The sequence below is a fragment of the Vibrio sp. 1-Bac 57 genome, from assembly GCF_037546855.1.
Lineage (GTDB): Bacteria > Pseudomonadota > Gammaproteobacteria > Enterobacterales > Psychromonadaceae > Psychromonas.
The window spans coordinates 174117-200159 of the sequence record NZ_JALAAC010000005.1; the positions used below are offsets into that span (position 1 = coordinate 174117).

Annotated in this window: 17 protein-coding genes and 1 pseudogene; 4 read left to right on the top strand and 14 right to left on the bottom strand. The window is 36.8% G+C overall.

Going from position 1 to position 26043, the window contains the following annotated elements; all coding sequences use genetic code 11:
* Positions 1-406: 406 nt before the first annotated feature.
* From glgX to MT391_RS05200, 5 genes are all read right to left on the bottom strand, one after another.
* Positions 407-2461 (bottom strand): glycogen debranching protein GlgX, encoded by a 2055-nt coding sequence (gene glgX / locus MT391_RS05180; RefSeq protein ID WP_499497122.1) that lies wholly within the window; start codon positions 2459-2461, stop codon positions 407-409.
* A gap of 269 nt (positions 2462-2730) precedes the next feature.
* Positions 2731-4695: a putative bifunctional diguanylate cyclase/phosphodiesterase gene (locus tag MT391_RS05185; RefSeq protein ID WP_499497123.1), complete on the bottom strand. Its 1965-nt coding sequence runs from the start codon at positions 4693-4695 to the stop codon at positions 2731-2733.
* A 467-nt stretch (positions 4696-5162) separates the two neighbouring features.
* Positions 5163-5972, bottom strand: coding sequence for a Cof-type HAD-IIB family hydrolase (locus MT391_RS05190; protein WP_499497124.1), 810 nt, complete (start codon positions 5970-5972; stop codon positions 5163-5165).
* A gap of 114 nt (positions 5973-6086) precedes the next feature.
* The gene (locus tag MT391_RS05195) at positions 6087-7991 is read right to left on the bottom strand and encodes a RecQ family ATP-dependent DNA helicase (protein WP_499497125.1); all 1905 of its coding nucleotides are present in this window, start codon (positions 7989-7991) and stop codon (positions 6087-6089) included.
* Between the two features lie 87 nt (positions 7992-8078).
* Positions 8079-8576 (bottom strand): MarR family winged helix-turn-helix transcriptional regulator, encoded by a 498-nt coding sequence (locus MT391_RS05200; protein WP_299664659.1) that lies wholly within the window; start codon positions 8574-8576, stop codon positions 8079-8081.
* Between the two features lie 106 nt (positions 8577-8682).
* Between MT391_RS05200 and MT391_RS05205 the strand changes: the two genes are divergently transcribed.
* Complete coding sequence (locus MT391_RS05205; RefSeq protein ID WP_499497126.1) at positions 8683-9912, top strand: multidrug effflux MFS transporter; 1230 nt, start codon at positions 8683-8685, stop codon at positions 9910-9912.
* Positions 9913-10102: 190 nt separating this feature from the next.
* Here MT391_RS05205 and MT391_RS05210 read toward each other — a convergent pair whose 3' ends face one another.
* The 6 genes from MT391_RS05210 to MT391_RS05235 form a co-directional block, all read right to left on the bottom strand.
* A complete protein-coding gene (locus MT391_RS05210) occupies positions 10103-10399 on the bottom strand; it encodes a hypothetical protein (protein ID WP_499497127.1) in 297 nt (98 codons plus the stop codon).
* 78 nt (positions 10400-10477) lie between these two features.
* Complete coding sequence (locus MT391_RS05215) at positions 10478-10900, bottom strand: BLUF domain-containing protein (protein ID WP_299664666.1); 423 nt, start codon at positions 10898-10900, stop codon at positions 10478-10480.
* Between the two features lie 120 nt (positions 10901-11020).
* The gene (gloA2, locus tag MT391_RS05220; protein WP_166369051.1) at positions 11021-11401 is read right to left on the bottom strand and encodes an SMU1112c/YaeR family gloxylase I-like metalloprotein; all 381 of its coding nucleotides are present in this window, start codon (positions 11399-11401) and stop codon (positions 11021-11023) included.
* A gap of 1229 nt (positions 11402-12630) precedes the next feature.
* The gene (locus MT391_RS05225) at positions 12631-14613 is read right to left on the bottom strand and encodes an LTA synthase family protein (protein WP_499497128.1); all 1983 of its coding nucleotides are present in this window, start codon (positions 14611-14613) and stop codon (positions 12631-12633) included.
* Between the two features lie 631 nt (positions 14614-15244).
* The gene (locus MT391_RS05230) at positions 15245-15871 is read right to left on the bottom strand and encodes a DNA-3-methyladenine glycosylase family protein (RefSeq protein ID WP_499497129.1); all 627 of its coding nucleotides are present in this window, start codon (positions 15869-15871) and stop codon (positions 15245-15247) included.
* Between the two features lie 191 nt (positions 15872-16062).
* On the bottom strand, positions 16063-17862 hold the full coding sequence (locus tag MT391_RS05235) for a sensor domain-containing diguanylate cyclase (protein WP_499497130.1): 1800 nt from the start codon (positions 17860-17862) through the stop codon (positions 16063-16065).
* Positions 17863-18481: 619 nt separating this feature from the next.
* Between MT391_RS05235 and MT391_RS05240 the strand changes: the two genes are divergently transcribed.
* The 3 genes and pseudogenes from MT391_RS05240 to MT391_RS05250 form a co-directional block, all read left to right on the top strand.
* Complete coding sequence (locus tag MT391_RS05240) at positions 18482-19417, top strand: helix-turn-helix domain-containing protein (RefSeq protein WP_499497131.1); 936 nt, start codon at positions 18482-18484, stop codon at positions 19415-19417.
* A 200-nt stretch (positions 19418-19617) separates the two neighbouring features.
* Complete coding sequence (locus MT391_RS05245; RefSeq protein WP_499497132.1) at positions 19618-20748, top strand: MBL fold metallo-hydrolase; 1131 nt, start codon at positions 19618-19620, stop codon at positions 20746-20748.
* A gap of 102 nt (positions 20749-20850) precedes the next feature.
* Positions 20851-21017 (top strand): annotated as a pseudogene (locus MT391_RS05250) (nitroreductase family protein); the annotation flags it as partial.
* Positions 21018-21353: 336 nt separating this feature from the next.
* On the opposite strand, the gene MT391_RS05255 reads toward MT391_RS05250, so the two are convergent.
* From MT391_RS05255 to MT391_RS05265, 3 genes are read right to left on the bottom strand one after another with little or no spacing between them, the layout of a single operon-like run.
* Positions 21354-22670 carry a c-type cytochrome gene (locus MT391_RS05255; RefSeq protein ID WP_499497133.1) on the bottom strand — a complete coding sequence of 439 codons (1317 nt, stop codon included), beginning with the start codon at positions 22668-22670 and terminating at the stop codon, positions 21354-21356.
* A gap of 6 nt (positions 22671-22676) precedes the next feature.
* Positions 22677-23210: a (2Fe-2S)-binding protein gene (locus tag MT391_RS05260; RefSeq protein WP_499440099.1), complete on the bottom strand. Its 534-nt coding sequence runs from the start codon at positions 23208-23210 to the stop codon at positions 22677-22679.
* Complete coding sequence (locus MT391_RS05265) at positions 23207-26008, bottom strand: xanthine dehydrogenase family protein molybdopterin-binding subunit (protein WP_499497134.1); 2802 nt, start codon at positions 26006-26008, stop codon at positions 23207-23209. Before MT391_RS05265 ends, MT391_RS05260 begins: the two co-directional genes overlap by 4 nt.
* Positions 26009-26043 lie beyond the last annotated feature (35 nt).

Sequence of the window (26043 nt, forward strand, 5' to 3'; positions counted from 1 at the left end):
AAAGTGAAGTTTTTTATCAATAACAGACAACCTAGGGGGACTAGCCTAGCGCCTGATGCTGTTATTAAAGTTAATTATACTTAGGAACAAAATATTATAACGACAAGCAATGCCAAGGGAACAGATTAGCGACTATTGCAGTTTTGAAAAGTAATTATAGTGCGGTTCGCTTTATAACGTTAATCCTTGAATAACGTTATATTGTTTATACCGGTACTCACGCTTATACCCATGCAACGTCGTTAACATTTATCGGTGCATTACCCCTACAACCAAGCGTTTTACACCAAAACCAACTAGCAAAGACTACCCCCCCTTTTTAGTCTTTGCATCGAGCAAGTGCCAGTTTAGGAAGTATCACCTGACTCGAGAATCGATGTTTAACACAAAACACTAAAATCGCTCTTTAACTTGTCAAAATAACAACTGACCGAGGTGCAGCTAAGTAGCTATCCTTGAACCAGTACTTTTTATCACCTTCAATATGTATATCTTTTCCACCACTCAAAGCCGTATCCACCGCTCGTAACCATTTCCCTGAAGGGGAAGTAGGTAATTCGAAATGTAATTCTTCCCAATAAGCATTAAAAATGACATATGAAACACTACCACAATGAGGATGCTGACTTTCTAGTGCAATCGCATGTGAGTCATCGCTCCAATTCGGTTTATTAAGTTTTATTCCATGCCAACTGATACCGGCCTGCGCGATAATGTCATGTAATGAATTTCGGTTTGTCTCATCAAAACAAACCAGTTCCAACATTGAACGTTGATCCAGTAACGCTTTAGTAAAACGAAATTGTTCACTATTTTTTTCAAGGTCAGTCCAATCAAGCCAAAAATCAATATTGTCCTGACAATAGCCATTATTATTGCCTTTTTGTGTTCGTCCTATTTCGTCACCCATCAATAACATCGGAGTGCCCAAGGATAACAAGTTAATCACCATCATATTTTTCATTTGTTGAGCACGTAACCTTAAAATTTCCGGGTCATCCGTTTCGCCTTCAACTCCATGATTCCAACTAAAGTTATGGTCACAACCATCTTTATTATTTTCACCATTTTCTTGATTGTGTTTGTCGTTATAACTAACCAAATCAGCCAAGGTAAAACCATCATGACAAGTAATAAAGTTGACCGATTTAGCAGGTTCAAGAGAGCGATCTCCATAAATATCTGGACTGCCAATTAAGCGAGCTACAAACTGTTTGATCATGCCGTTATCACCTTTGACAAAGCGACGTACATCATCACGGAAGTGCCCATTCCATTCTCGCCAACGCTGTCCAGCTAAACTGCCAACTTGGTAAAGGCCACCTGCATCCCATGCTTCTGCAATTAATTTAACCGGAGAAAGGATCGGATCAGTATCGATACTCCACAATGTAGGCGGGCTTAACATCGGCTGTCCTAGCTCATCTCGCGATAAAATTGATGCTAAATCAAATCTGAAGCCATCTATATGCATTTTTTCAACCCAAAAGTGCAAGCTATCAATGATCATGCGGCGTACCACTGAATGAGTGCCATTTAGCGTATTACCACAACCGCTGTAGTTCATATAATGTTTCTTATCTTGCGATAAAATATAATAATCTGAACTATCAAACCCGCGAAATGAATAAGTCGGGCCTTGCAAGTCGCCTTCTGCTGTATGGTTATAAACTACGTCTAAAATCACTTCTATATCGGCGGCATGTAATGCTTTGACCATATCTCGAAACTCATTGATTGGCCCAAGCAAAGATTTATCCGCACTGTATTCACGGTGTATTGAAAATAAAGAGATGGGGCTATAACCCCAATAATTTACTAAGCCAGCATGGTGCTCGTTAGGGTCAAATTGATAAACAGGCATTAGCTCTACAGCTGTAATGCCTAATTTTTGTAGATACGGTATTTTTTCTATAATGCCTGCGTAGGTGCCACGTTTATCTTGATCCAATCCAGAGCTTGGATGACGTGTGAATCCACCCACATGCATTTCATAAATAACTGTTTTTGCAAAAGTATGACGTGGATGACAATCATCTTCCCAGTCATAATTATCAATATCAACAACAACACCCTTTAAGCATTTATCAACATTTGCATGTTGTCCAAGTGCAGCATCGCGAGAAAAATTATCACCTCGTTCAACTAATAAAGCATAAGGGTCGAGTAATACTTTTTTAGGATAAAAATTTACTTTCTTATTCGGTCGATAAGGGCCATCAACACGAAAACCATATAATTGCCCAGCTTTTACACCTTTTACAAAAATGTGCCAATAAAAGGCCGTTCTATTATCTACATCAGATAATTCAAAAACATGAGAAGGTAACAGTGCATCTTTATGATCGAAAAAGATTAATTCTACTGTTTTAGCAAGACGAGCATAAACACAAAAATTTGCACCTTCAGAGGTAAATGTAACGCCTAATTTGTCAGGAACACCATCACAAGTTAAAAACATATCTCTCTCCCAGATATCTTACCAATCTCAAATAACTTTACTGCATTAAGCATGTTCCTTTGTGCTCAATAAAGCAAAAAATAAAAATCAAATTAAACGGAATGAGCAGATAATGATAATCAGATAATAATGATCAGGGGTATTAGTCAGATTACTTTGATGTGATACAGAAAAAAGAAAAAACAGTTACTTCCAATTGCCCGTATAGGTTAATTAGTCTGTATAAGTTACATGAGCGCTATTAATAATTATTCTTAGAATTAATGACTTCACTCAGTTGAATTAGCAATTTTATTGGAGTCAGTGGAGAGTAGATTAAAATTACTTTTCAAATAATCATTAACTTGCTTACTTTCTATCGGTTTGGAGTATTTATAGCCTTGCACATAATGTACACCAAGTTTTAATAAAGCATCGGCTTGAGCCTCGGTTTCTACACCTTCAGCGACTACCGAGAAACCGAGTGTGGCAGCAATATGCATCACTGCAGAAATAATTGCCCCACCATGACAATCTATGTTATCCACGAATGATTTGTCTATTTTAACCATATTAACGGCTAAGTTTTGCATGACGGAAAGTGAAGAATAGCCAGTGCCAAAATCATCAATCGAGACTTTAATTCCCATTGTTTGAAGCTGCTTAATCTGTTCCTCTATAAACACAATATCAGACGCAAAAACAGACTCAGTAATTTCTATATACAATCGCTCAGGTACTAATTTGCTGTTATTTAATGCATCCTTAACGATGTTTATAAACCCAGCATCTTGGAGTTGGATCACCGAGACATTTACACAAATAGCAAGTGATTGCTCGGACTGCCATTGTGTTGCTTGTGCACAAGCGGTTTGTAATACCCACGCCCCAACTTCATGGATCAACCCATATTGTTCAGCAATACCAATAAAATTATCTGGTGGGATATTTTCTCCATCAATTTGCCACCTTAATAACGCTTCAAAAGAAACCACGTTAAGCCCTTGCGCAGATAGAATAGGTTGATAGACCAAACGAAGTTGTTGCATTTCAATTGCTTTAGACAGGCCATTTTTTAAATGTAGCTCGTAGGAATAAAGCTTTTCCATTTGCTCTGAAAAAATACCCACAGTCGATCGCATCTGTTTTTTTTGAGAATACATTGCCATATCAGCAAATTGAATAAGACGTTCCTCTGTATTGGCTTGTTGTGGATAAAGCGCAACACCTATGGTCGCACCAACCGACAAAATACTATTTTCAATAGCAATAGGTTGAGATAAAACGTCTATTAATTGCTTCGCATTTTTAACAATAAGTTCGGGATCATACTCTTCAAATATAACTAAAAATTCATCCCCACCCCATCGACACAATAGCGGTGAATTAAGCATAAATACTTTTAACCGCTCAGCAGTTTTTCGTAATATTTCATCTCCAGCTTTATGGCCAATGCTATCGTTTATTTTTTTAAAACCATCTAAATCAATAAACAGTAGTGCAAAAGGAGAACTGTTGGTTGTTGTTAATTGCTTTAGCTGGTTTAGGAAGGCAGTACGATTATATAAATGAGTTAAAGGGTCAAGGTTTGATAGTTCATAAATTTTTTGAGTTCGTTGCTTCACTTTCTCTTCCATACGGAGAATTAGGTTAGCATTTTGATTTTTTAAAAAAAGTGTATGTCGCGTAAAGTCAGCAGACTTTCTAGCAATAACGATGATCACCAGAGTAAAAGAGATCCCTAATACACCGAGTAATTGAAAATTATATTTATCAGATAAAAGTAGCGAAATTGAACCCGGTAGTAACAATATCAAAGGGTAAAACATGACCGTAAATTTATGCGCAGTAAGTACAGCAACAGAGCCACCAGCCATAGAAGCAATAGCGATAATAGTGGTTGCTACTTCAATATCCTCATTCATGGTTGTACTATGTACTAAATAGATAGCCCATAAAACTGCAGTTATATTTGCCCCTGTGACAAAAAATAAAACAGACCTTTTACCATCAAATTCAGTATTTTGTAACTTTATTTTCCACCATGCTACATCGACAAGCCTGACTAAAAGAACAAAAGTCATCACGAACCACCAATCTAACGTGAAATGCTCAACGGAAGGATAAGTAAAAGCAAATACTAAAAAGGTAGACGTAATAAAGGTAATAAAAAGGCCAGCGAATGCATTGCCATATAATAATATAGCTGCATCGCGGTCCATGTCTTTATCAAATTTTGTAGTAGTGTTGGTCACAAAGAATGCTCGATATTATCTAAAGTATTAATTCTTGAATTCAGTAAGAATGTATCAATATACACCATTATTGGTATTTTTGTATTTCAAGGAATTTTCAAATAAGTAACTGAGAGCAATTGATCGTTAATATTTCCTAGACTCGCATCATAAATGAATACGTATTTAAACAATAATTGCTTGGCTATTACAGTAGGTTATAACAACTTGGCTATTACAAACAGATAGACTAGGCATGGTATGAACTTTAGGAGAATAGGAATGATGTGAATCTTAGGAGAATAAGAATGCATGCTTATTATGCATGCACTCAATTATTTTTCTTTTGTAGGTGAGATTATTTACACTCGCTAGCATTCAAAATTACTGTACCACTACAAACTAGCAACTGCGAGAAACTAGCATCCTTCCAGGTAAAACCTATTAGGCATAAAGATTAAAATCTAACTTAGAATGAAATAGTTGGATTATACATTTAATACAAAATCATTGATTACTTTAGCAACACCATGCTGATCATTTGTCACGGTAATATGGTCTGCCACTGCTTTAATATCATCGGTCGCATTACCCATTGCCACACCTAACCCTGCATATTGGATCATATGAAAATCATTACCAGCATCACCCATACAAATAACCTGTTCAGCGGGAATTGATAAATGATCAGCTAAAGCTTTAACTCCAATACCTTTATTACTGTCTTTATTTAAAAACTCTAAGAAAAATGGAGCACTTTGCACAATAGTAAACTGCTCGTATAGAGCGGCAGGTAATTGCGCAATAGCTGCAGATAATTTGTCAGCATGATCCACTAACATTACTTTTAAAATGGCTTCATCATCAGTTAACTCTTCAAAATCAATGAGTGTAATTGTATCGCCATTTATTACCGATTCATGAGTGGTGTAATCATTATGAGCGGGTGTAATTAGTCCTTTTTGAGGTGAAAAAGCATGAATATTTATATCCAATTGTTTAGCAAGATTAGCCAGTTGTTTCGCTTCATGCCCTGTCAATATCTGGCTACGAATAATGGTCTCACTTTTTACTTTTTGTACTACAGAGGCGTTATAACTTAATACATAGTCATCATCTGACAACATATTTAACGCTTCCAAAGACTCTCTCATGCCACTCGTTGGACGACCTGATACTAGGACGACTCGTACTCCTTCTGCTCGAGCAGCGTCAATCGCAGCTTTATTTTCACTAGAGATTTGTTTATCGCTATTGAGTAAGGTGCCATCAAGATCTAAGGCGATTAATTTGTACATATTCACTCCGCTATATTCATACATCTTTATTTGAATAGTTTATTTAAAAGTATTGTTGTTAAAATGCTGTTCTTTAAAGTCGTGTTGCTAAAATTTTTGTCGCTAGAAAATCAATTATTGATTCTGTATCCAAGCTAAAACATCGGCAAAACGATAACGCTCTAAGGCTGCAAACCCAGAGAGTTGACGTGCTTTAATACGTGTAAAAATCGGTGTTGTCAGACCACAGAAAAAGCGAGCCTGTAATACCTCGCTATTATGCTCACCTAATTTACTCGCAATTTCAGCACTCAATTGAGCAGCATTGTATTGTTGTAGTGGCGTTAAAGCCTCAACGACAGGCATGATTGCGGGATGTCCAGCACACACGGAACAATGTCCACAGGGCCCCGTTAAATTATTATCAGCAAAATAGTTTGCAAGTTGTAAGTTTAAACACTGGTTACTGGCAAAGAAATCCAACAAATGATGGATACGCTGAATTTCGCTGCTTTCCTTTTGTAAAAATCGTTGCGTTAATTCACCGCGTAATTGCGCACTGATTTGTGTTTTATCAACTTTATACACCTGCGTCATTTGCTTTGTTTGTAACTCGATCAAACCTTGTTGATCTAAATAATCGATGGCCGTTAACACTCGGCTTCTTTCACTTTGATAAGTTTGCTGCATTTTTTCGAAGTTTAATGTAAACCACGTACGCGCTCTATCCGACGTCGCTAAAATGGTTTGCACAAATTGTGCGCGTTCTCCATTAAAGCGATTAACTAACTCTTGCTCTGGCACTAAGAGTTTGTATTTATATTCGGCATAATAGCTATAGGCAGGTTCTATCACTTGCTCTAATTCTAAATACACCAATAAAGTTTTGAGTGCTAACAAACGGATATTAGACTGTGTTGAGAGGCTATTCATAACCACCTCCCAGTTACCTTCAGTCCGATCTATTTCATTAATAATAAAATCGATCGCTGTCCCTTCTGGTGTATCTGCATAAACAAAGTTTTCTAGTACGTTCAGGTTATTTTTGTTGGCTAATACTAAACATTCAGACCTGTTACCATCTCTGCCTGCTCGTCCAATCTCCTGTGCGTAATTTTCAATTGATTTAGGCAAGTCATAATGCACTACAAAACGGATATCACTTTTATCAATACCCATACCAAATGCAATGGTGGCAACGATTAAAGATATTTGCCCCGCCATGAATTGCTGTTGAATCTGTTGTCTTTGTTCATTACCTAATCCCGCATGATAAGCAGTGGCTTGTATCCCTTGTCGTAATAAAGATTCAGCCACCTGTTGCGCGGTTTTTTGTAAAGTCACATACACAATACCTGCAGACTGTTGACGAGTCGTTAACCAAGGCACCAAGGTTGCTAATTTCTGCTCTTCACTTACCCCAGTAACGGCTAGGTTGAGATTGGCGCGATAAGAGCCCGTTAAGGTAATATGATTGAGTGTAATGTTAAACTTAGCGGCCATATCCTCAATTACTTGTTTTGTCGCCGTAGCAGTTAATAACAGCACTTGCGGGATAGCAAATTCTTCACGATAACGCGCTAACTTTAAGTAATCAGGTCTAAAGTTATGGCCCCACTCACTAATACAATGTGCTTCATCAACCACTAATAATGAAATAGGTACTTTCTTTAAAAATGCCCTAAAACGTTCACTATTAAGGCGCTCAACAGAAATAAACAAGATATCAATCTCTCCGTTTGCAACATTTTTATAAACCTGTGATGATTCTGCGGGACTCTGCATCGATTGAATACTTGCAGCAGCAATGCCTTTACTATGCAAAAAGTCTAATTGATCTTGAATCAAAGCTAATAAAGGAGACACTACCAAGGTAAGATGTGGCAGATGCAATGCAGGTAATTGATAGCATAATGATTTACCTGAACCGGTAGGAAATATTGCCGCTGCACTGTGGCCATTTAATAGCGCTTGTATGACGGGTTCTTGCCCGGGTCTAAATTGCTCAAATCCAAAATATTGCTTTAATGAAGCATGCATAATATAAAACCTAAATAGTATGTTGACGGTTATGACGCACTGATTGGTGAAAAACACGACTCATTATAGCGTTTATGATGTCCAAATTTATGATGTTCGACTCTCATTATGATCTAATACTTTTTGTAACAAACTTTCTAACTGTAAACTTTCATTCTCAGATAAGCCTGCGAGTAACTGCCGCCCTTGCTGCTGTATCGTCGGCATGATCGTTTCAACAAGTTGCTTACCTTTTTGATTAAGCTGTACCAGTTTACTGCGTTTATCATGCGGATTTTCTAATCGCTCAATTAACCCCGCCTCAGCTAATCGTACTAACACTTTTGTTAACCCTCCCGAACTAAAGAACATGCTTTGATATAATTCAGTTGGCGATAAACAATAGGGTAAAGGACTTCGTCTTAATGCTGTTAATACAATAAAATCTGCATGTTGTAACTGAAATTGTTCAATACATTGGTCGATGCCATTGTTAAAAAGGTTATGCAATCGTGACACTTTTAATAAAGAAAATGACATCGTCTTAGCACATTCGGGCCAATTCTGTTGCATCCCTAACTCAATTTCTCGCACACTATTTTTCACCGGACTTCCTTTAAACAGAGGTTTTAATAATCTAACACCAATATATCTTGCGAGAAAGATATGATCCACTTATTATCTTACTAGCAAGATATAATAGAGGTCAAAAATGATTCAAACCCAACCAAAAACAGTCAGTATGGCATTAGTGATAACACTGTCATCTATTTATGCAGTTTCGCCCTTTGCTATTGATAGTTACCTGCCAGCGATACCGATTATTGCAGAGGAAATGCAAGTCGATATTTCGATGCTGTCTGTTACCGTGAGTTTATACATTTTTGGTCTGGCAATTGGTCAGTTAATTGGTGGCCCGTTATCAGATAGACATGGTCGATTACCGATCATGATTCTAGGTTTAGGTATTTTCGCTTTTGCCAGCATGTTGCTCACTACTAGCTCCCATATTAGTATGTTATGGATATGGCGAATTTTGCAATCAATAGGTGGTGGCATTGCTATTGTCGGGGTACCAGCCACGATTCGAGATAATGCAGAAGGCAAAGAAGCCGCGAAATTATTTGCCTTAGTTTCATTAATAATGATGATAGCGCCCTCTATCGCACCTACTATCGGTAATTTCATTTTATCTTTACATAATTGGCACGGGGTTTTCTACTTTATGACCGCCTCCTCTTGCTTCGCTATTTTGATGGCCATTAAGTTCGTCCCCCATCAATCATCGAAACGAAAAAAAGAGTTAGCCATCACCATCGAACGTAGAAAAGGGATTCGATTCATTGATGTGTTTAAGCACAAACATGGCATTGGTTACATGATTGCTCAGGGCTTTGCGTTTGCAGTGATGATGACGTTTGTGACCAATTCAGCAATGATTTATATGGGTGTTTTTGAAGTAAGCAGTGATGTTTTTTCAATGTTATTTGCGGCTAACATCGCAGGATTAATTGTTATCAATCGCTTGAATACGTTTTTATTAAACCGTTTTGAACCCGCTACTTTATTACGTTGCTTCCTGACTATGCAAGTGTTTGGCGCTCTATTGTTAGTGATATCCAGCCTGTTAGAGACTAAAATACTAGCCTTTACTGTGGTCGCGTTTGTCATTACGATCAGTGCAAATGGTGGCATCATGGCCAACTCCAATGCCTGCTTTTTGAAACACTTTGCTAAAGATGCCGGAACAGCTTCCGCCGTATTAGGCGCTTTTCAATGTACCATGGGTGCAGCCATTAGTGCCTTTGCCGCTTTTATTAGCATGGGTTATCTACAACCGGTGGTTATCATTATGCTGATATCTTCTGCGACAGCACTGACAGCTGCAATTCACAGTAACAAACAAGCACAGATTGCGGAGCTAACGGACGAAGTTAATTGATGGGCAAAGCCAATTGATGTAAAAAATTAATCTAACTTTGCTTGATGGAGATATCAAGATGAGGAGCAGCTTAAACGAGAGTACTTTTTCTTCAAATCACCTTGTTTTTCAAGTAATTCTGCTTTTTCAAATTTATATTTATAAAAAATTACTGCTAAATGAAGCATACGTTTTATAGTGAATTTTAAAGCTATAGCAAACTTAAAAAATGACCATAATAGATTTTTTCGCCCACCAAGGATTCAATTTCCTGACTGCTCGGAAAAGAGGCCCATTTTTTAGCCGTTGCTTTCACTGCGTCTTGGTTAACCCAAGTTAATTGCCAACAAAGCTGGTCATCTGACTCTGTATTTTGAATAATATCGTAAGAGCTAATCACAATACCCGCTTGGTTTATTTCATCAAACAGTAATAAACTCAATGCCATAACTCTTGGAATATGTTTTTTTTCAACTTTGAAAATAGCCACTTCATAACAAAGGCTCATACACTTCCTTTCTGGTTTAAATACAAGGTTATCAATACTTTTTTAAAGCTATGTGAAAGTATCTGAAGGTATGTAATGTTAAGTAAAGTTATCACATAAGGAAATAAATACTTTCTTTCCTCTATTGTTACTCTCTTTCAACATATTAATTGGCGAAAGTGTTTTATCCAGTCCTTCATACCCATTGGTAATTTTATTAATTGCTGCTTGGTCTAGTGATTTAAAAGCCATAGACCAATCTTTAAATGCTCTTTCATTAATTGCACCCTCATAAAAAACACTCACACGAGTATGTCGAGGATCTTCAACGATAGTATCAAACAAGGCTTGAACAGCACTTTTCTCACCTTCTAAAATTTGCATGACCTCGCGTTGGTGATAAATCATCATACCCGAGATCCCAAGTTGTTTATTTTTGATGCGAGCTTTAGTCAATAACTCTAGCAATTCCTGTTCCGATAAACCTTGCGGGGCAATACTGGTATAAAGTAATTCAAACATATTGGCTTAACCTATTTTTTACCTAATTTATTGATTAATCTGGGGTAGTGACTTCGATAAATTGATCACTCCTTAAAAAAGGATACTAATTATAAGAAATCATCAGCCATAAATAATACTTTATTCATAAATTTCTAACGGTAACCCATCGGGATCACTGAAAAAAGTATATTTTCTATTGGTATATTCATCAACCCTAACCGGCTCGACCTCAATACCAGCAGCAATTAAATAAGCTTTAACAGACTCTACTGAATCGACACTAAAGGCTAAATGTCTGAGCCCTAATGCTTCAGGATAACTTAGACGTTGTGGCGCATTATTAAAAGAAAACAGTTCTATTTGCCCACCATCGGGTAATTGCAAATCAAGTTTATAGGAGTCACGTTGTTCTCGATAATTTTCAGCTACTATTTGTAATTTTAGAATCTCAGTATAGAAACGTTTAGAAACAGCATAATCCGAACAAATAATAGCGGCATGATGAATTGATTTGAGCATTTTAAATCCTATTTAATATCGTCTAAATGTATAAGCATTGTTGAGGAAGCAAAACGAACGACACAGCTTAATATGAAAAAGATTAACATATTGATAGTTAATAGCATTAGGTTTTCATTTTCTGCAGATGAGATCATATTCTTGAATTCAAGTAATAAAAGATAAGTAGCCCGTGAAAAACTCTCATTTATGATCGAACAACTGAATAAACATAATAATGCAGAACAATGTAAAAATATTGTTTATATTATTAGCCAAGTCACACCAATAACCTCTTTGTCACACCAATAACTTCTTTTTTTGAGATAAGTATTACTTAATACCCCTCTCACTCATGGCATTCAGTGATACCTAAATAAAGGTAGCAAAGATGATCACTTAATCAACTTTCAAGACTTACTTAAGGCAGTGCTTACCGCAACCATTGAACGTTAAGAAAAATAAGAATGCAGTAATGAAACTAACTGATAATGAGTGATAAAATTATCACCAGTTAAAGACACTAATAGATTGATAAAACATATAAAGTAGAACAAAAAACTAAAATAACGTGGCGTTTTTGTTGCAATGTTTTTAAGGTAAATAAAAGACTGAATTTTCATTAAAATACTCACATAATTAAATTGTGTAAATATTTTATTGCCTGAAACTGAAGATTTGCTTTAGATAAACTGAAGGTTCACTGATTACCTATTTAAATAACTAGATTTTACAAATAAATATAAACTTTAAAGCACCGGAAAAACTGCTACTTAGGCCTTAAGGTATACAGATTCTCCGGGTAATCGTAATGAATATACTTACCACCACTTTACTATGGTAATCCTTGATAGGAATTCACTCATTTTTGTGATGGTAACTGCTCGCTTTGCGTACGCTTCATTCTTATTAGGGCTAATGTAATGACAGCTACAATAAGCGGTATAAAAGAAACCCAAAGTACAATTTGCCAACCATTTTACAACGAATTACTGGCTATTTGTAAAACTTGCGAACAGCTAGATCGATACTGCACTTTATTGTATTACTCGAAAATTGCACTACACCAAATAGTCAGTACCCCAAAATAGTGAGTAACCATTGTCTCTTGTCTTTATTATTTCCCATAAAATGCATATTATTGGTGACACAAAACTTCTTAGAGTAAATAGACCATTTTATGGCCAACAAACTTTAAACTACAAACAGCCTCGCAGCTTTCATTACTAGCTAAGCTATTTTGAGGTGCTTTACTGATTACTAATAAGGTAACTTTTTTGTGCCGTATAATAGTCATTTTTAAAGGCTAAACTTCCCCACATCGCATTAGCATGGGCACGCCTAATGATGGATTGCAGTATCGGCTTTTCACTCAAAAAATCTAACTCAGGATCATATAAGTAAGAACTTGCTGCTTTGCCAGGACTAAAAACAACTACCTGATTATCTTCTGTCATCCAAGCAAAATCTTGACCGCGTTGCATCATTGCTCGTTGTTTTTCAATAGGCACTTGTTGTGTTAAGTCATGTCCAATGATCGGATTCTGACTATCAATACCCGCTAATGATAATAAAGTAGGCAGCAAATCTAACTGACTTACTAAACGGTTATCAGCACGATGCTCGATACCACCTCCAAAAATAACAGCAGGAATTTTAAAGTGTCCAATGGGCACATTCAACGCTCCACCCGCTCTATTATCGTGGTCGGCAACCACCACAAATACTGTATTGTTCCAATAGGTTGAATTTTTTGCTTTTTCAACAAATTTACCTAACGCATAATCTGCATATTTAACTGCGTTTTCAACAGTTTGTTTAGGCTCATTAAACAACGTAATTTTATCATCAGGGAAATCATAAGGACTATGGTTTGAAGAAGAAAATACCAAACTGAAAAATGGCTTATGTTGCGCAGATAATGCAGTAAACTGCTGGTCGGCTTTATCGTATAGATCTTCATCGCAAGCCCCCCAAGAACCAATAAACGCCGGTGATTTAAAAGTCGCAAGATCTTGCATATCAGCAAAACCATTGCCTAGAAAAAAGCTTTTCATATTATCAAAATGACTTTCTCCGCCGTAAATAAATTGAGTGTGGTATTGCTTCTCTTTTAATAAGTCAGCAATACTAAAAAAGTTAGTTTGGCTTTTACCTAGCTTAACCACAGAGCGAGCAGGCGTTGGAGAAAAACCTGTAGTTACCGCTTCAATACCACGCACTGAACGAGTACCACTGGCATAAATACGCTCAAACCCCCACCCTTGTTGATAAAGCTTATCTAAATTAGGTGATAAATCCTGACCCCCAAGACTTTTAACATATCGTGCACCGTGGCTTTCTAACAATAATATGACAATATTTTTGGGTTTACCCTGGTACGTTGCCCTATGATTTGCCAACGTCGGCTTAGCATCTGTTACTTTCCCCTCCGTAACAAAAGCAGATTGTTCTATATTCATTGAATCTCGTACTTCTGAAATAATAGTGTCAGGCCCAATACGAGGATAAAAATCTTCAGCGCTTTGTTCACTGGCCATCTGTTTAATAGCAAACATTAAAGAATAAGAAGAGTTTAAAGTTAAATCATTAATCAGAGGATCACTTGAGAATGCTACCATCGCCGGATTTAATGGACGGTGCCCTAAGGTTGAACGGGCTCCCATCACTCCTATTGCAACCACAACAAGCGCAACGAGTGGACGCCATTTCCATTGCGTAACCGTAAGCCCCTGAGTCACCCGACAACTTAACTTCCAACCTAAGGTTAGCGCTGTAATGGAGGCTAATAATCCGATCAATAGTTCAATTTTATATCCGCCCCAAAGCATTGCTAAGACTTCTTTTGGGTAAATCAAATACTCTATAAATAAACGATTAGGGCGAAGATCATATTCAATGATAAAAGCAGGCGTGACCACTTCCATATAAACAATCAACCAAAGTCCAAAAGTGATCCAACCTCTCAGCCCCCAAATACAGATCCTCCCCATTAAATGTTTACCTGATAGTAAGCTCATCAATAATGCAGGTAATACAAATAGATAACTAATTGAGGCAATATCTATTCTAAGACCACTACTAAGAACACGTAACCATCCGTCGGCTTCGCTCACTCTATCGAACTGCCAAATAGACAAACCTAAACGTGACACAGTAAAGATCAGCAATATAACTAAGCTGGTGATCACAATAGGATAAATTGGGCCTAATTTTACTTTTAAACGTTGCATTTATTTCTCTTAATTATATTGAGTGGAATTGAAACATCATTTTTTCAAAACAGTAGTTAACCTTAATGAACTGATTTCAAGGATTTAAATCAGCTCAGTTAAAGCGATTTATTTCTTTTTAAAACAACATATTTGAGAGGTAATAGAAGGAAACTCAGATCTAAAAAAAGAGCTTAAACAATGTGATAAAGACACAAAAAATGGTTTTAACGACAAATGTATGGAAGCACAAAGCCAAGCAATAACGGCTAACAACAGCGCAACCATAAACAAAACTAAAACATTGATATAAATGATAAAATAGGTAATAGATGAGGCAGCTTGAAGTACTTTTATTGACCCAAGCTGGAGAGTCATTGGATTCATTTTTTTCATTAACATATCTACTCAATTAAATAATGCAGATATCGTATCCCTTGAAACTTAAGGTTTACTTTAGAAAAACTGAAAGTTCACTGAATGTAATTTGAAAGCGCATTGCTCTGGCAAGGAACAACTCGTTTAACAGAGTTAAAACGCAATAAGCAAAGGGATTAGTAATCAGAGTCGGTGATAAATTGACTGTTCGGTAGATGTTCAAACAGTAGATGCTCAATAAAATATTAGGATTTTTAACTTAAGGTTTTTTAGCTTAGACTTTTTTAGGTAAGTTAAGTTGATGATAATACTGCCAAAGGAAAAGAGCCCCCGCACTTTGCCAAGGTGACCAATGCTTTACAATTTCACGTGCTTGTTTTGCCGTTGGTTTTTCAGGTAACCCTTTGAGATGTTTCAAGGCCACTAATAAACCTAAATCGTCAGCCGGAAACACATCTTTTCTATCTAAAGAAAACATGAGGTATATTTCCGCACTCCAGCGGCCAACCCCCTTAATTTCGGTGATTGCTTTAATCGCATCATCATCGCTCAGCTTACCCAAATTATCTATATCAAACCGATTCGTTGCGATCGCTTCAGCTAGGCCTTTGGCATATTCAACCTTACGCCAAGATAACCCCGCATCTCGAAGGCTCTGATCCGGAATATTAAGAAGGCTTTCAGGAGTGAGATCCTCTACCAAAGCAACAACGCGATCTTTAATGACCATAGCCACCTTCGTCGATAATTGTTGGCTAATGATGGTAGAAAGGAAAGTTTTAAAACCCTCTGGGCTGCTTCTCTCTGCAGGTAACCCAATCTCTGTATACGCCTGTTTAATATCTTCATCAATAAGACTAAGCGCTTCCATTCCAAGCATCATGTTTTCTTTGTTCATCATTACCTCATATAGAACGTGTCGGCTACAAGGAGCTTTAGCGGTGCAAGATGCAGCGGTCTAGGCTAATAAACTAAGTAACATGCTCAGCAAATGAATTAGGCATGCTTAAAAGTACTTGAATAAAGGAGCTTGAGCACAGATGCTTGAATATGAGTAGTTAGGTTTTATAAGTGATTTCCAGAGTCAATCGATTAACTATCTGAAAAAACTTTATTTGAAAATACAACTGTTCTATTTCTCCCATTTTCTTTAGCTTCATAAAGCGCCTTATCCGCTCTATTTAATGCTTCACTTATATGATTATCATCGCGATAGTTAGTGCTCGATATGCCTATACTGATAGTAAATTTTATATTATATATTTCAATATTTATCGTATTATTTTCAACTACACGCCTTAACTTCTCAGCTATTGCCAATGCGCCTGTGCTATCAGTGGAGGGTAATAAGATTGCAAACTCCTCACCACCGAACCTTGAAACAATATCAGCAGCTCGCGTGTTGTCTATTAATATTGCGGATAATACTTTAATGACTTCATCACCGATGAGGTGCCCGTAGCTATCATTAATACCTTTAAATTTATCGATATCTAGCATAAGGACACTAAAATTATTACTCTCTCTTTTAGCAACTTGTAAAAAGCCCTGTGCAACTTCATTAAAATACCTTCTATTATACAAATTAGTAAGGTAATCATGATTAGCCTGTTCTGTGAGTTTATTTTGTGCTTCTTCAAGTTTTTTATTGGCATTATTTAATTCGTCAATCACAGTATTCGATAAATTAGTGAGCGCATCCAACACGATAAAATGTTTGTTTTTAAAAACATTCTTCTCTTCATTTTTAACTGTATTTTTTTGCACAGTATGTATGATCTGTTGATTAGTATTTTCAGACAGCCCGAGTATTGTCAGGCTAATATTAAGAAAATTGTTTTTACCGTGCTTATGAAAAATTTCACCGAAAGTAAAAAAACCAGCAATAGGTGCAACACAATTCAGAGGCTCTAACTCCTGCACAATATCAGATTGTAAAAAAGCAATTCTTGACGCACAGCTATAGGTGAAAATAGCTTCAAATTGTAAAAGAGAATATTCTTGAATATTTTTTCTTGCTCTTTGAAGAATTAAATTAACATTCCCAAACGCCAGCCTAACTTTGTCGCCGACCTGTAAGTTTCCAATTGATAGAAGCGATCCATCTTCTTCAAATTTATGGGTAAAGACTCTACATACTTCCATACCATCATCTTCAATTTTTAATAAAGGAAACTCGGTTGCAGAATGCGGTAATCCATCGCCAACTGCATCACCTAAATATTTTTTGTAAATATCACTCACTGAAATATTATCTATTTCGTAAAGATGATTCTTATCAGCCTTCGTCACCGTCATAAACTTACCAATAGGTTGCCAATTTAATTGGTAATCAGTAAATACTTTTAAAACGTCGCTATTAAGGGAAACGACAACAGCGCCTTTGCGGTATACACCTTCATTATTAAATAAAAACGTGTTTTTTAACGCCCCATTTTCTGCCGCCATACCACCAGCGATAGGAATGTTAGAATTGATTGAGGAGATGCCATCAACAACTTCACTTCCATTGGTTAGCAGCCCATCAATAAAGATGATGGCAACTTTTGTATCATTCTTAAAACTTGTCTTTGCGATATTTCTGCCAAGCTCATAATCATCATCATGGTGAAAATAATAAGAATTAAAGCCTGTGAATTCAAACTCCATAATAGAAATCGAGATGGTATTTTTAAAAACTTGTCCGTTATGGATCTCTCCTGCCGTCGTTGTACCAATAAATGTAATACCACTGCATTTTTCATTAATAATGGATTGAATTTGTCTCACTTCACTTTCTGTCACCAAGCCACTGAAAACTTGCATTAATGTATTTTTAGAATCGACATGGGATAAATCTAAATTTTGTTTTAAATCAGCTAAGTTTTTATAATTATGGTTAGTGACTCTCATAGATTCCTCTTCAGTACAGTACTTTAAATTACAATTTATGCTAAACGTTCATGCTGTTACGACTATTTACAGGAGAAAATAAATACTTTCTTTGATAAACGTTAATATTAGGCTAACTCGACTCACCTTGCCCCAATGTTATTCAAGTAACTTAACTAGCTATCGTGATTGTTATCCCTACTTTCACCAACAAAATAAACTAAGAATTAGAGTAAAAATGGTTTATATAGTGAGTCTACAGATAAGCACATTGCGATTGCAATCAACAATTTATCCAAATAATTTCACCAAACAATTTAATTAAGCGGCCATAAATAATGATAAAATTATGGCAAAAAATATGGCGGCCTTACTTACCCAAGTGAGAGTATGAACAGTTAGCTATATTTTCAACCTAAGCGGCTAATTTATTTGCTGGTAAAATAAGAAGTGGACAAAAAGAGTACAGGTGAAAAGAGTATAAAAAATTGTTAGCCAAAATGAACAAAAGCAACTCGCAAGTCCCTGCTTGCAAAATATAAAGGGTAACCAGTACATAATCAGTCCTAAGCTTTTGAGCATAGTGTCTGTTTGTATTAATATAGCTTTTATTGTGTACTCTTCGAAAAGATGGTTGTTCATGAAAAAACGTCTAGATATACCCTCACATTCTTACACTGAAGCGTTTGATAAAGTTCAACGTGCTCTCGAACAATCACACCCATTACTGGACCCAAAATTACCTTTCTTAGTAACAAGATTTGAGTTAATGAGTGGCGTTGGCGTGGTTAATTATCCTCACCGTCATGATTGTTATGAAGTGTTATATATCAGCGAAGGTGAAGGGATTCATATTATTGATTTTGTGCCATACCAAATTAAACCACCGATGTTTTTTTTCCTATCAAAAGATCAAGTTCATTTTTGGCAACTGATAAAACCTTTAAAAGGCTATGCCCTTCTTTTTACCGAGGAGTTTCTAGGTTTTTCATCTTCTAATATTATCCGATCTCAGGACTTTTGCATTTTTAATGATACGACTGATAGTCCTTGGCTTTCTGTTGCAGATGAAAAATTGAGTGTGTTTAATGGATTATTTGCCGACATTGAGCAGGAATTTCATCACGAAAATGCCAGAAGTATTTCTGTGTTACGTGCTTATCTACATATCTTGCTTACTAAAATCCATCGATTATATCTCATTGACCATCCCGAAATGGGCTCTGTAACCTCATCATCTTTGGTTCGCCAATTTAAGCAATTAGTATCTGAATATTTTATTACAGAACATGGGGTTCATGATTATGCAAAAAAAATGGGGATTACTACCAGCCATCTTAAAGACACGGTAAAAGCTATTACGGGATCTGCGCCGGGCAGTATTATCCGTCAACAACTTATTGTTGAAGCGAAACGACTACTTGCTCATAGTAATGTCACTGTTGCTGAAATTGGTTATTGTTTGAACTTCGAAGATGCTTCCTACTTTGGTCGTTTTTTTAAACGCGAAACAGGTATGAGCCCTATTGCTTTTAGACAGCAAGTTAGGAATAAATATCAAATCTCACCAGAATAGATCCCAAGCAAAAACTTAATTTTTTCTCACATCGATAAACTATATTATTGAACCGCGGAAAGTGCCAGAAAATATGCGTTCAGTCTCTTTATAGAACCAGTGCCAAGGCAGAAAATATACTCCTGAATGAAACATACCTGTTGAGAGGCTTTTACTTTTTAGTGATGCCAATCATCGAGTAATACAAAGGAGTATGAACAATGACATTATCAAAAAAAATAGCAAAAAAATTGCCAAAAAAATCATCAAAAAGGTTGTTAAAAATATTGTTACCGAGACGTATGCATAATGTACTAGGTGCATGCGCTATTGTCGCCCTCTCTTCATTATGCGGAAATGTACAAGCCTCGGATAAATTTGATATAGAAGCGGTAAAAACAAAATATAATTCAATAGATTACGTATATACGTCCATACCAGAGCGAGGATACAACTACTACAAGGTTGCCGACAATGCTTACTATATTCATAATGAGTTCGATAGCATGGTCTTTTTTATTACCGATATTGGTGTGGTCGTTTATGATGCAAGACCAGAACTAACACCAGGTGTATTAGATCTCATTCCCAAGCTAACAGATAAAAAAATCACTCATGTAATCTACTCCCATCATCATAGAGATCACGCTGAAGGTATGCACCTTTATGTTGAATCAGTCCTAATGGCAAAAGATGCCAAAATCATTGCACAACGTGAAACAGAAGAATTCTTAAAAATTGCCCATGAAGATTTACCGGCGGAAAGAGCAAATATGCGTCCAATGCCAAATCTTGTCTGGGATGATGAGTATGTACTTGAAACCGGTGGACTGCGCTTAGAATTTAAAAACTATAGCCGAAACTGGCATTCTCATGATGATGCCGTTGTTTATGCACCTAAACAAAAAATCCTATTTGCTACGGATACATTCCACGCGAAATCAGCTCCTTGGATCCATTTTGGTGAAGCAAGCGATCCTATGATGACTTGGAAAATCCCACAAATATTGTTAGATGATTACCCTGATTTTGAATTTGTCATTACCGGACATGAAAAAATAGTTGCGACACACGAAGATCTAGAACAATACAGAGATTTAATCGCAGATATGCAAAATATCATGTGGGAAGTGGTTAAATCGGATGGCTTCCATGCAACGATGAAAGAAGCTGGACTTCGCTATAAAGATGGTTCCGAGTGGTGGAACTACAGAGAAGGGATTGATCTCGCCGCTGAGTTATGTGCTGCAAAATTTGTTGAACGTTGGGCACCAAAAGTACGTAATGCGAGCTTAAATGCAAAAGAAAACTTTAGCATGATGTTTATGCAAAACATGATCCTTAACCCATAATTATGTATAGGCTCCTCGAGTAAACTATTTAATTACTCACGGCCAGTTTCAAACTCGCCGTGAGTTATCGTTTATTTTTTATAAAAATATTTGAAGTAAAAAATGGTTCATCCAATCCTATAAGATCTTAACCGCCGCTATTCAACAAAAAATATGACCCAAGCAAGCGTATCTCTGCTTATAATATGGCTGTGATCACAGAAGCGCTAAATATGACTACTTCATCCGTTAATACACAACCGTGGAAGTTTATTGTTATTGAAAGTGATTAAGCAAAGCAACGACTACATGAAACATTTGCGAACAAATAATAGTAATAAATGAGGAATCTTTCGAAATCACTTTCTTCTAGGTAAATAGCCTGTCTTTCATTACCAGCTGATGATGAATAATAAAGATGATATGATAATACGCACCTGAAAATTCTAACCTCAACTGACGACTCATCCCCTAGCCCTATAATTAATAGTGAATACTACAAATCTAGCTTAAATAATCCATACTTAGATTCAGATGAACAATGAAAATCTTGGCGACATTTTTTTGGGAACTTCTCCCCCTCGTACAACAGAGAGGGAGAATATTAGGTGAGTTTAATAATGGGGTTAATTATGCACTTGTACTCCCATATGATTTAAATAACCATCTTCATTTAATTGTTCTCTCACTTCTTTTACTTTTGATGCGGTGACGTCAGAACTGATTTTATTACCCCATGTTGTATTCGCAAAATTAACTAAATTAGCAACATCCTGATCTGAGATACTATCTGTAAAAGAGGTCATTGCTACAGACCCTTTTACTAAACTTTCTTGCTGTTTTGGAAGACCTCGAAGGACCACTGCAATAGCATTAAAAGCAGAATTGTCATTGAAGATGGAGTTCTTATTCAATGCGACTACTGCATTGGGTTTTCCTAAACCATCGGCTCCATGACAGCCAGAGCAATACGCGGCATAAGTTTTATAGCCTTTGTCTGACTTTTGTTGAGCAGATAAATAAACCCTAGATGATGTGAGTAAAGCATCTACCTCCTCTGGTTCCATATCCAATAGATATACAGACATTGCTAAACGTTGTGCTGGCGTTAAATGGCTTAAACTTTCTTGAATAACCAACTTCATACCTGCAAACGTTGTACCTTGGTCAGAGTTACCTGTTGCAAAAAAATCGGTTAAAGAGCTTAATGTCCAACCATTTTTCTTTAGCGCTTCTGGGGTGATAGCAACTGCATTCCAACCTTCAATGATTTGGCCTTGTAATGCTTGATCTGTTTTCATAGCGAATAATAAATTTCTTGGGGTATGACACTCACCACAATGACCTGAAGCCTCAACTAAATATTTTCCTTCATTCCATTGTTCACTCTTGCTTGTATCCGCTTTAAAATCAGTGTCATCAAAAAACATTTGATTCCAAGTGCCTAATGTAAAACGAATATTTGCAGGAAACATAATATCATTGTTTATATTTTCAGCTGGAATACCGGTGATAGTTTTCATATAAGCCCACAGTGCATCCATGTCTTCATCACTTAATTTACGATAAGATGTGTAAGGCATCGCAGGGTACAAGTTACCGCTGTTTTTAGAATAACCATATTTTACGGCATGATAAAAATCTTCACGGGTATAATTTCCGATACCATATTGTTCATCCTGCGTTATATTGGTCGAATACAGTGGGCCAAAAGGTGTCTCGAATTCTAATCCCCCAGTATAATCTGCACCGCCTTCTGTGGTGTGACAAGCTAGACAGTCACCTTCATAAGCAACTGCTTTACCCCGTGTTATTTTCTGTTCTAATGTCAATGCAGATTTTTTTTCTGCAGCAACTTCAACATGTTGTCCACTCCCGTAATAGACAAACAGAAGTAAAGCGGCGAGTATGACAATAAAACTGACACTGATAATTTTTTTCATAATCGCCTACTTAATGAGTTCAGGTTGCGAAAGAATTAATGTTTCCATTGCCTCATAATATTTCACATAACCGGTGCACCGGCAGACATGTTCCCCTAATGATGCTTCAATAGACTCTCGTAGCTGTTCTTTTGCAATTGGCGTTTTCTTTAATTCTTCGTAATAACCAACGGCTTCATTAACAAACCCAGAAGTGCACCAACCACACTGAAAAGAAAAGTTTTCAATGAAGGCTTGCTGTACTGGATGCAGTGCTAGTTCTTGTGTTTTAACATCAATCCGAGCATGCCCTTCCACTGTCGTTAATTCCATGCCGTTGAAGGCTGCAGCACCAGTAATACAAGTCCTATGAGTGTTATGCCCTGTCATCGTTTTTTCTAAAATTACACAGGCATGACAAATACCAGCTCCACAACCAAATTTAGTGCCGGTTAAATTTAAATATTCATGTAAAAAGGCAATCATCATCGTACCTTCTGGTACTTTTGTTGGACCTACTTTTTTGCCATTTAAGGTAAATTCTACTTCGTTATAATTCATCCGTTTAATCTCTTTTTAATTTGTTCTGCGGTAATTGGCGTTTGATCGAATCGTTGTCCTGTTGCATGAAATATAGCATCTTGAACTGCTGAGACAACAGGCATCATGACGACTTCTGCAATGCCTTTAGGGCGCGCTGTTTTATCTGATGTAGGTAGAATTTCAGAGGTCATTGTCCAAACGTTTACATCCCTTGCCATCGGCACGTGATAACGATTAAGGTTCCATGTACCGTTACCAGCACCTTCTTCAAATGAAGGTAAGTATTCGTGTAACACATGCCCTAATCCCATGACTAGCCCTCCTTGAATTTGACCGTCAACGATAGGTTTAGAAATAACCGGTCCTGCGTCAAGTACACTGTGAGTACTCAATATTTCAACCTTGCCAGTATGTTTACTGATTACTAATTCGATGAGGCAATCACAAGGTGCGTAATAAGTCACCATGGCATTGTTATATCTGGTACTTGGGTATTTAACCCAATTTCGTTTAATTAAATGATATCCGAGATCATCCATGGATTGTTTTTTAGAAGTTGTTGCGCCATTGCCGTAACGAACGGCTACTGCGTCTAATGAGTGAATCCGTTTATCACCTTCAATCTCGAATTCAGCTTCAGTCCAAGACCAGCGATTAACGGTATGAGCAACAGAGCCTGTTACTAAGCCTTTCTCATGTGCCTTTTTAGCTAATACTCTCAGTGATAATGGTTTATTATCTTCAAATGTTAATTTGCCATCACGCCATTTAGCATTGCTTAAATCAGATTTGGTATCTAGTTTCCATAGTAAACGCGCAGCAGGCAAAATACCGTACAAATAAACTATATTACATGCACCTTTTGTTGCTTCTGTCTGGAAGGTCGCTGAGTCTGAAGCACTACTTGCCATATGCTTAACTGGTGTCCATAGAGGATCTTTAGACATTTTATCTTGTTTTTCTTGGCTGATAATATATGGGTTATCTGTTTCATACAGTTGTAATGCTTTCCATGTTTCGGTAACGGCTATCTTCACTTCCCCAGCTGCTTGGCCAAAAAAATCATGTGTCAATAAGCCTTGGCTTGTCTGAGCTCCAGAACCCATTTCCATGTATTCTATTTCAAGAATTATTTCGCCGTCAGCTGTAATATTAACGGCCGAATTTGGTCCAACATTACCAGTGCCATAGTTTTTTGATAATAGTGAATAACCTACGCCAAATAATTTATCAGGGTTGATTGCTTCAAAGCTTTTTTTGTTAGTAAATCTTTGTTGCCAAACAGGGTGTTTTTCCGCTTTATCTAATATTTCTAAGTATCGGAGTTCACCATCTATTTGGGCACCTTGCGTATTAAGATCATTAGTTTTTAATAGATTTTTTCGGCGAATTTCAAATGGGTCCACATCTAGTTCAGCTGCTGCTTGAGTGATCATCAAGTCAATCACAGGCATACATTGAACGGATCCATAACCCCGCATTGAACCAGAGGCTACATTACGAGATTGGAAAGCGGTCGCTTGTAAATCACTTTTAGGAATATTAAATATACCTTGCATGGCTGACATACCAGCAGAGGCAACACTTGCTGAAAAGTTTTCTCGGCCACCACCATCAACTTCTGATTTAGATGTTAACGATTCAATCTTCAATGTTTTTTTATTGATAGCTAATTGGTTATGGATCTTAAATGGATGACGTTTTAAGCCTGATTGAAATTGCTGGTATCGGTCATTTGCAATACGGATAGGGTTGCCATCTGAAAATAAACTCGCAGTTAACGCATAGAAAGGAAATACTGAATGATCTTTTGCGCCAAACCCTCCACCTACAAATCCAGAATAAAGCACTAAGTTTTTAGTTTCTTTACCTTGCTTAGAGGCTTTAACCATATGCACGGCCATTTCAGTAAAATCAGTTGGGTCTTGACAGGTAACCGCTCCATGAAGCGTTTTTTCTTTATCATCGTACCAAATATTAGCCGCTTCAGGTTCTAGCATCATTGGGTCAATAATTTGTGTTTGGTAATGTCTATCAACTACATGCAAATCTGGATTCGCCATATCTTCGGCTATTTTATCAGCATAAAACATACCTCTTTCACTTAAACTTCCATTCACATTTTTGGTTGTAGGCCATTTAGGTTGTCTTAATTGATAAGCAGGAAAAAATAGCCCATCTTTAAAAGGCGAGTAGATATCGACACCTTCAGTTTTATCCCCTGCAACTCTAATAACTCGCCACGATGCATAAGGATTACGTTTATAAAGTGGAGTTTTATCACCGTACTCAACTAGATTAGGGTTAAAGTCTAAACGTGATTTCGCAGCGTTAAAATCATCAAATTGATCAAATAATAAAATAGCGACAGGGTGACCGATGAAATGAGGTGTTTTACCTTTTGGTAGTAACATATCTTCACCATGAAACTCAGGTAAATAGATATCATTTTCTATTAAATCTTCTGACAATATGATTTTTGTTGGCGGCTTTTCTAAGAAACTTAAATTGATATCTTTGAATATATGATCTGCTTGCGTCGCACAAACGATGTAACCATGCCATTGGTTATCAGGCCAGTTTGTAAAGTCTTTAGCTCTAAAATCACGAGCAAAAACTTTTTGCCCCGTTACTTTTTGAATCGCATCTACGCGATGCTTAGCTTGATTGCCTTCCGCCCATGGTTGATTAGGTTTGTATAAATAGTTTTGTTCTCTACCAGAAGCGGCTCTAGTAAGTGATGCAAATGAAACGCTCACGCCAGCAATAACCATTGTTTTTAGGAAGTCTCGGCGACTTTGTGTAAATTTTTTCATTATAATTACCTACATTTATAAGTATAAAGCTTCAT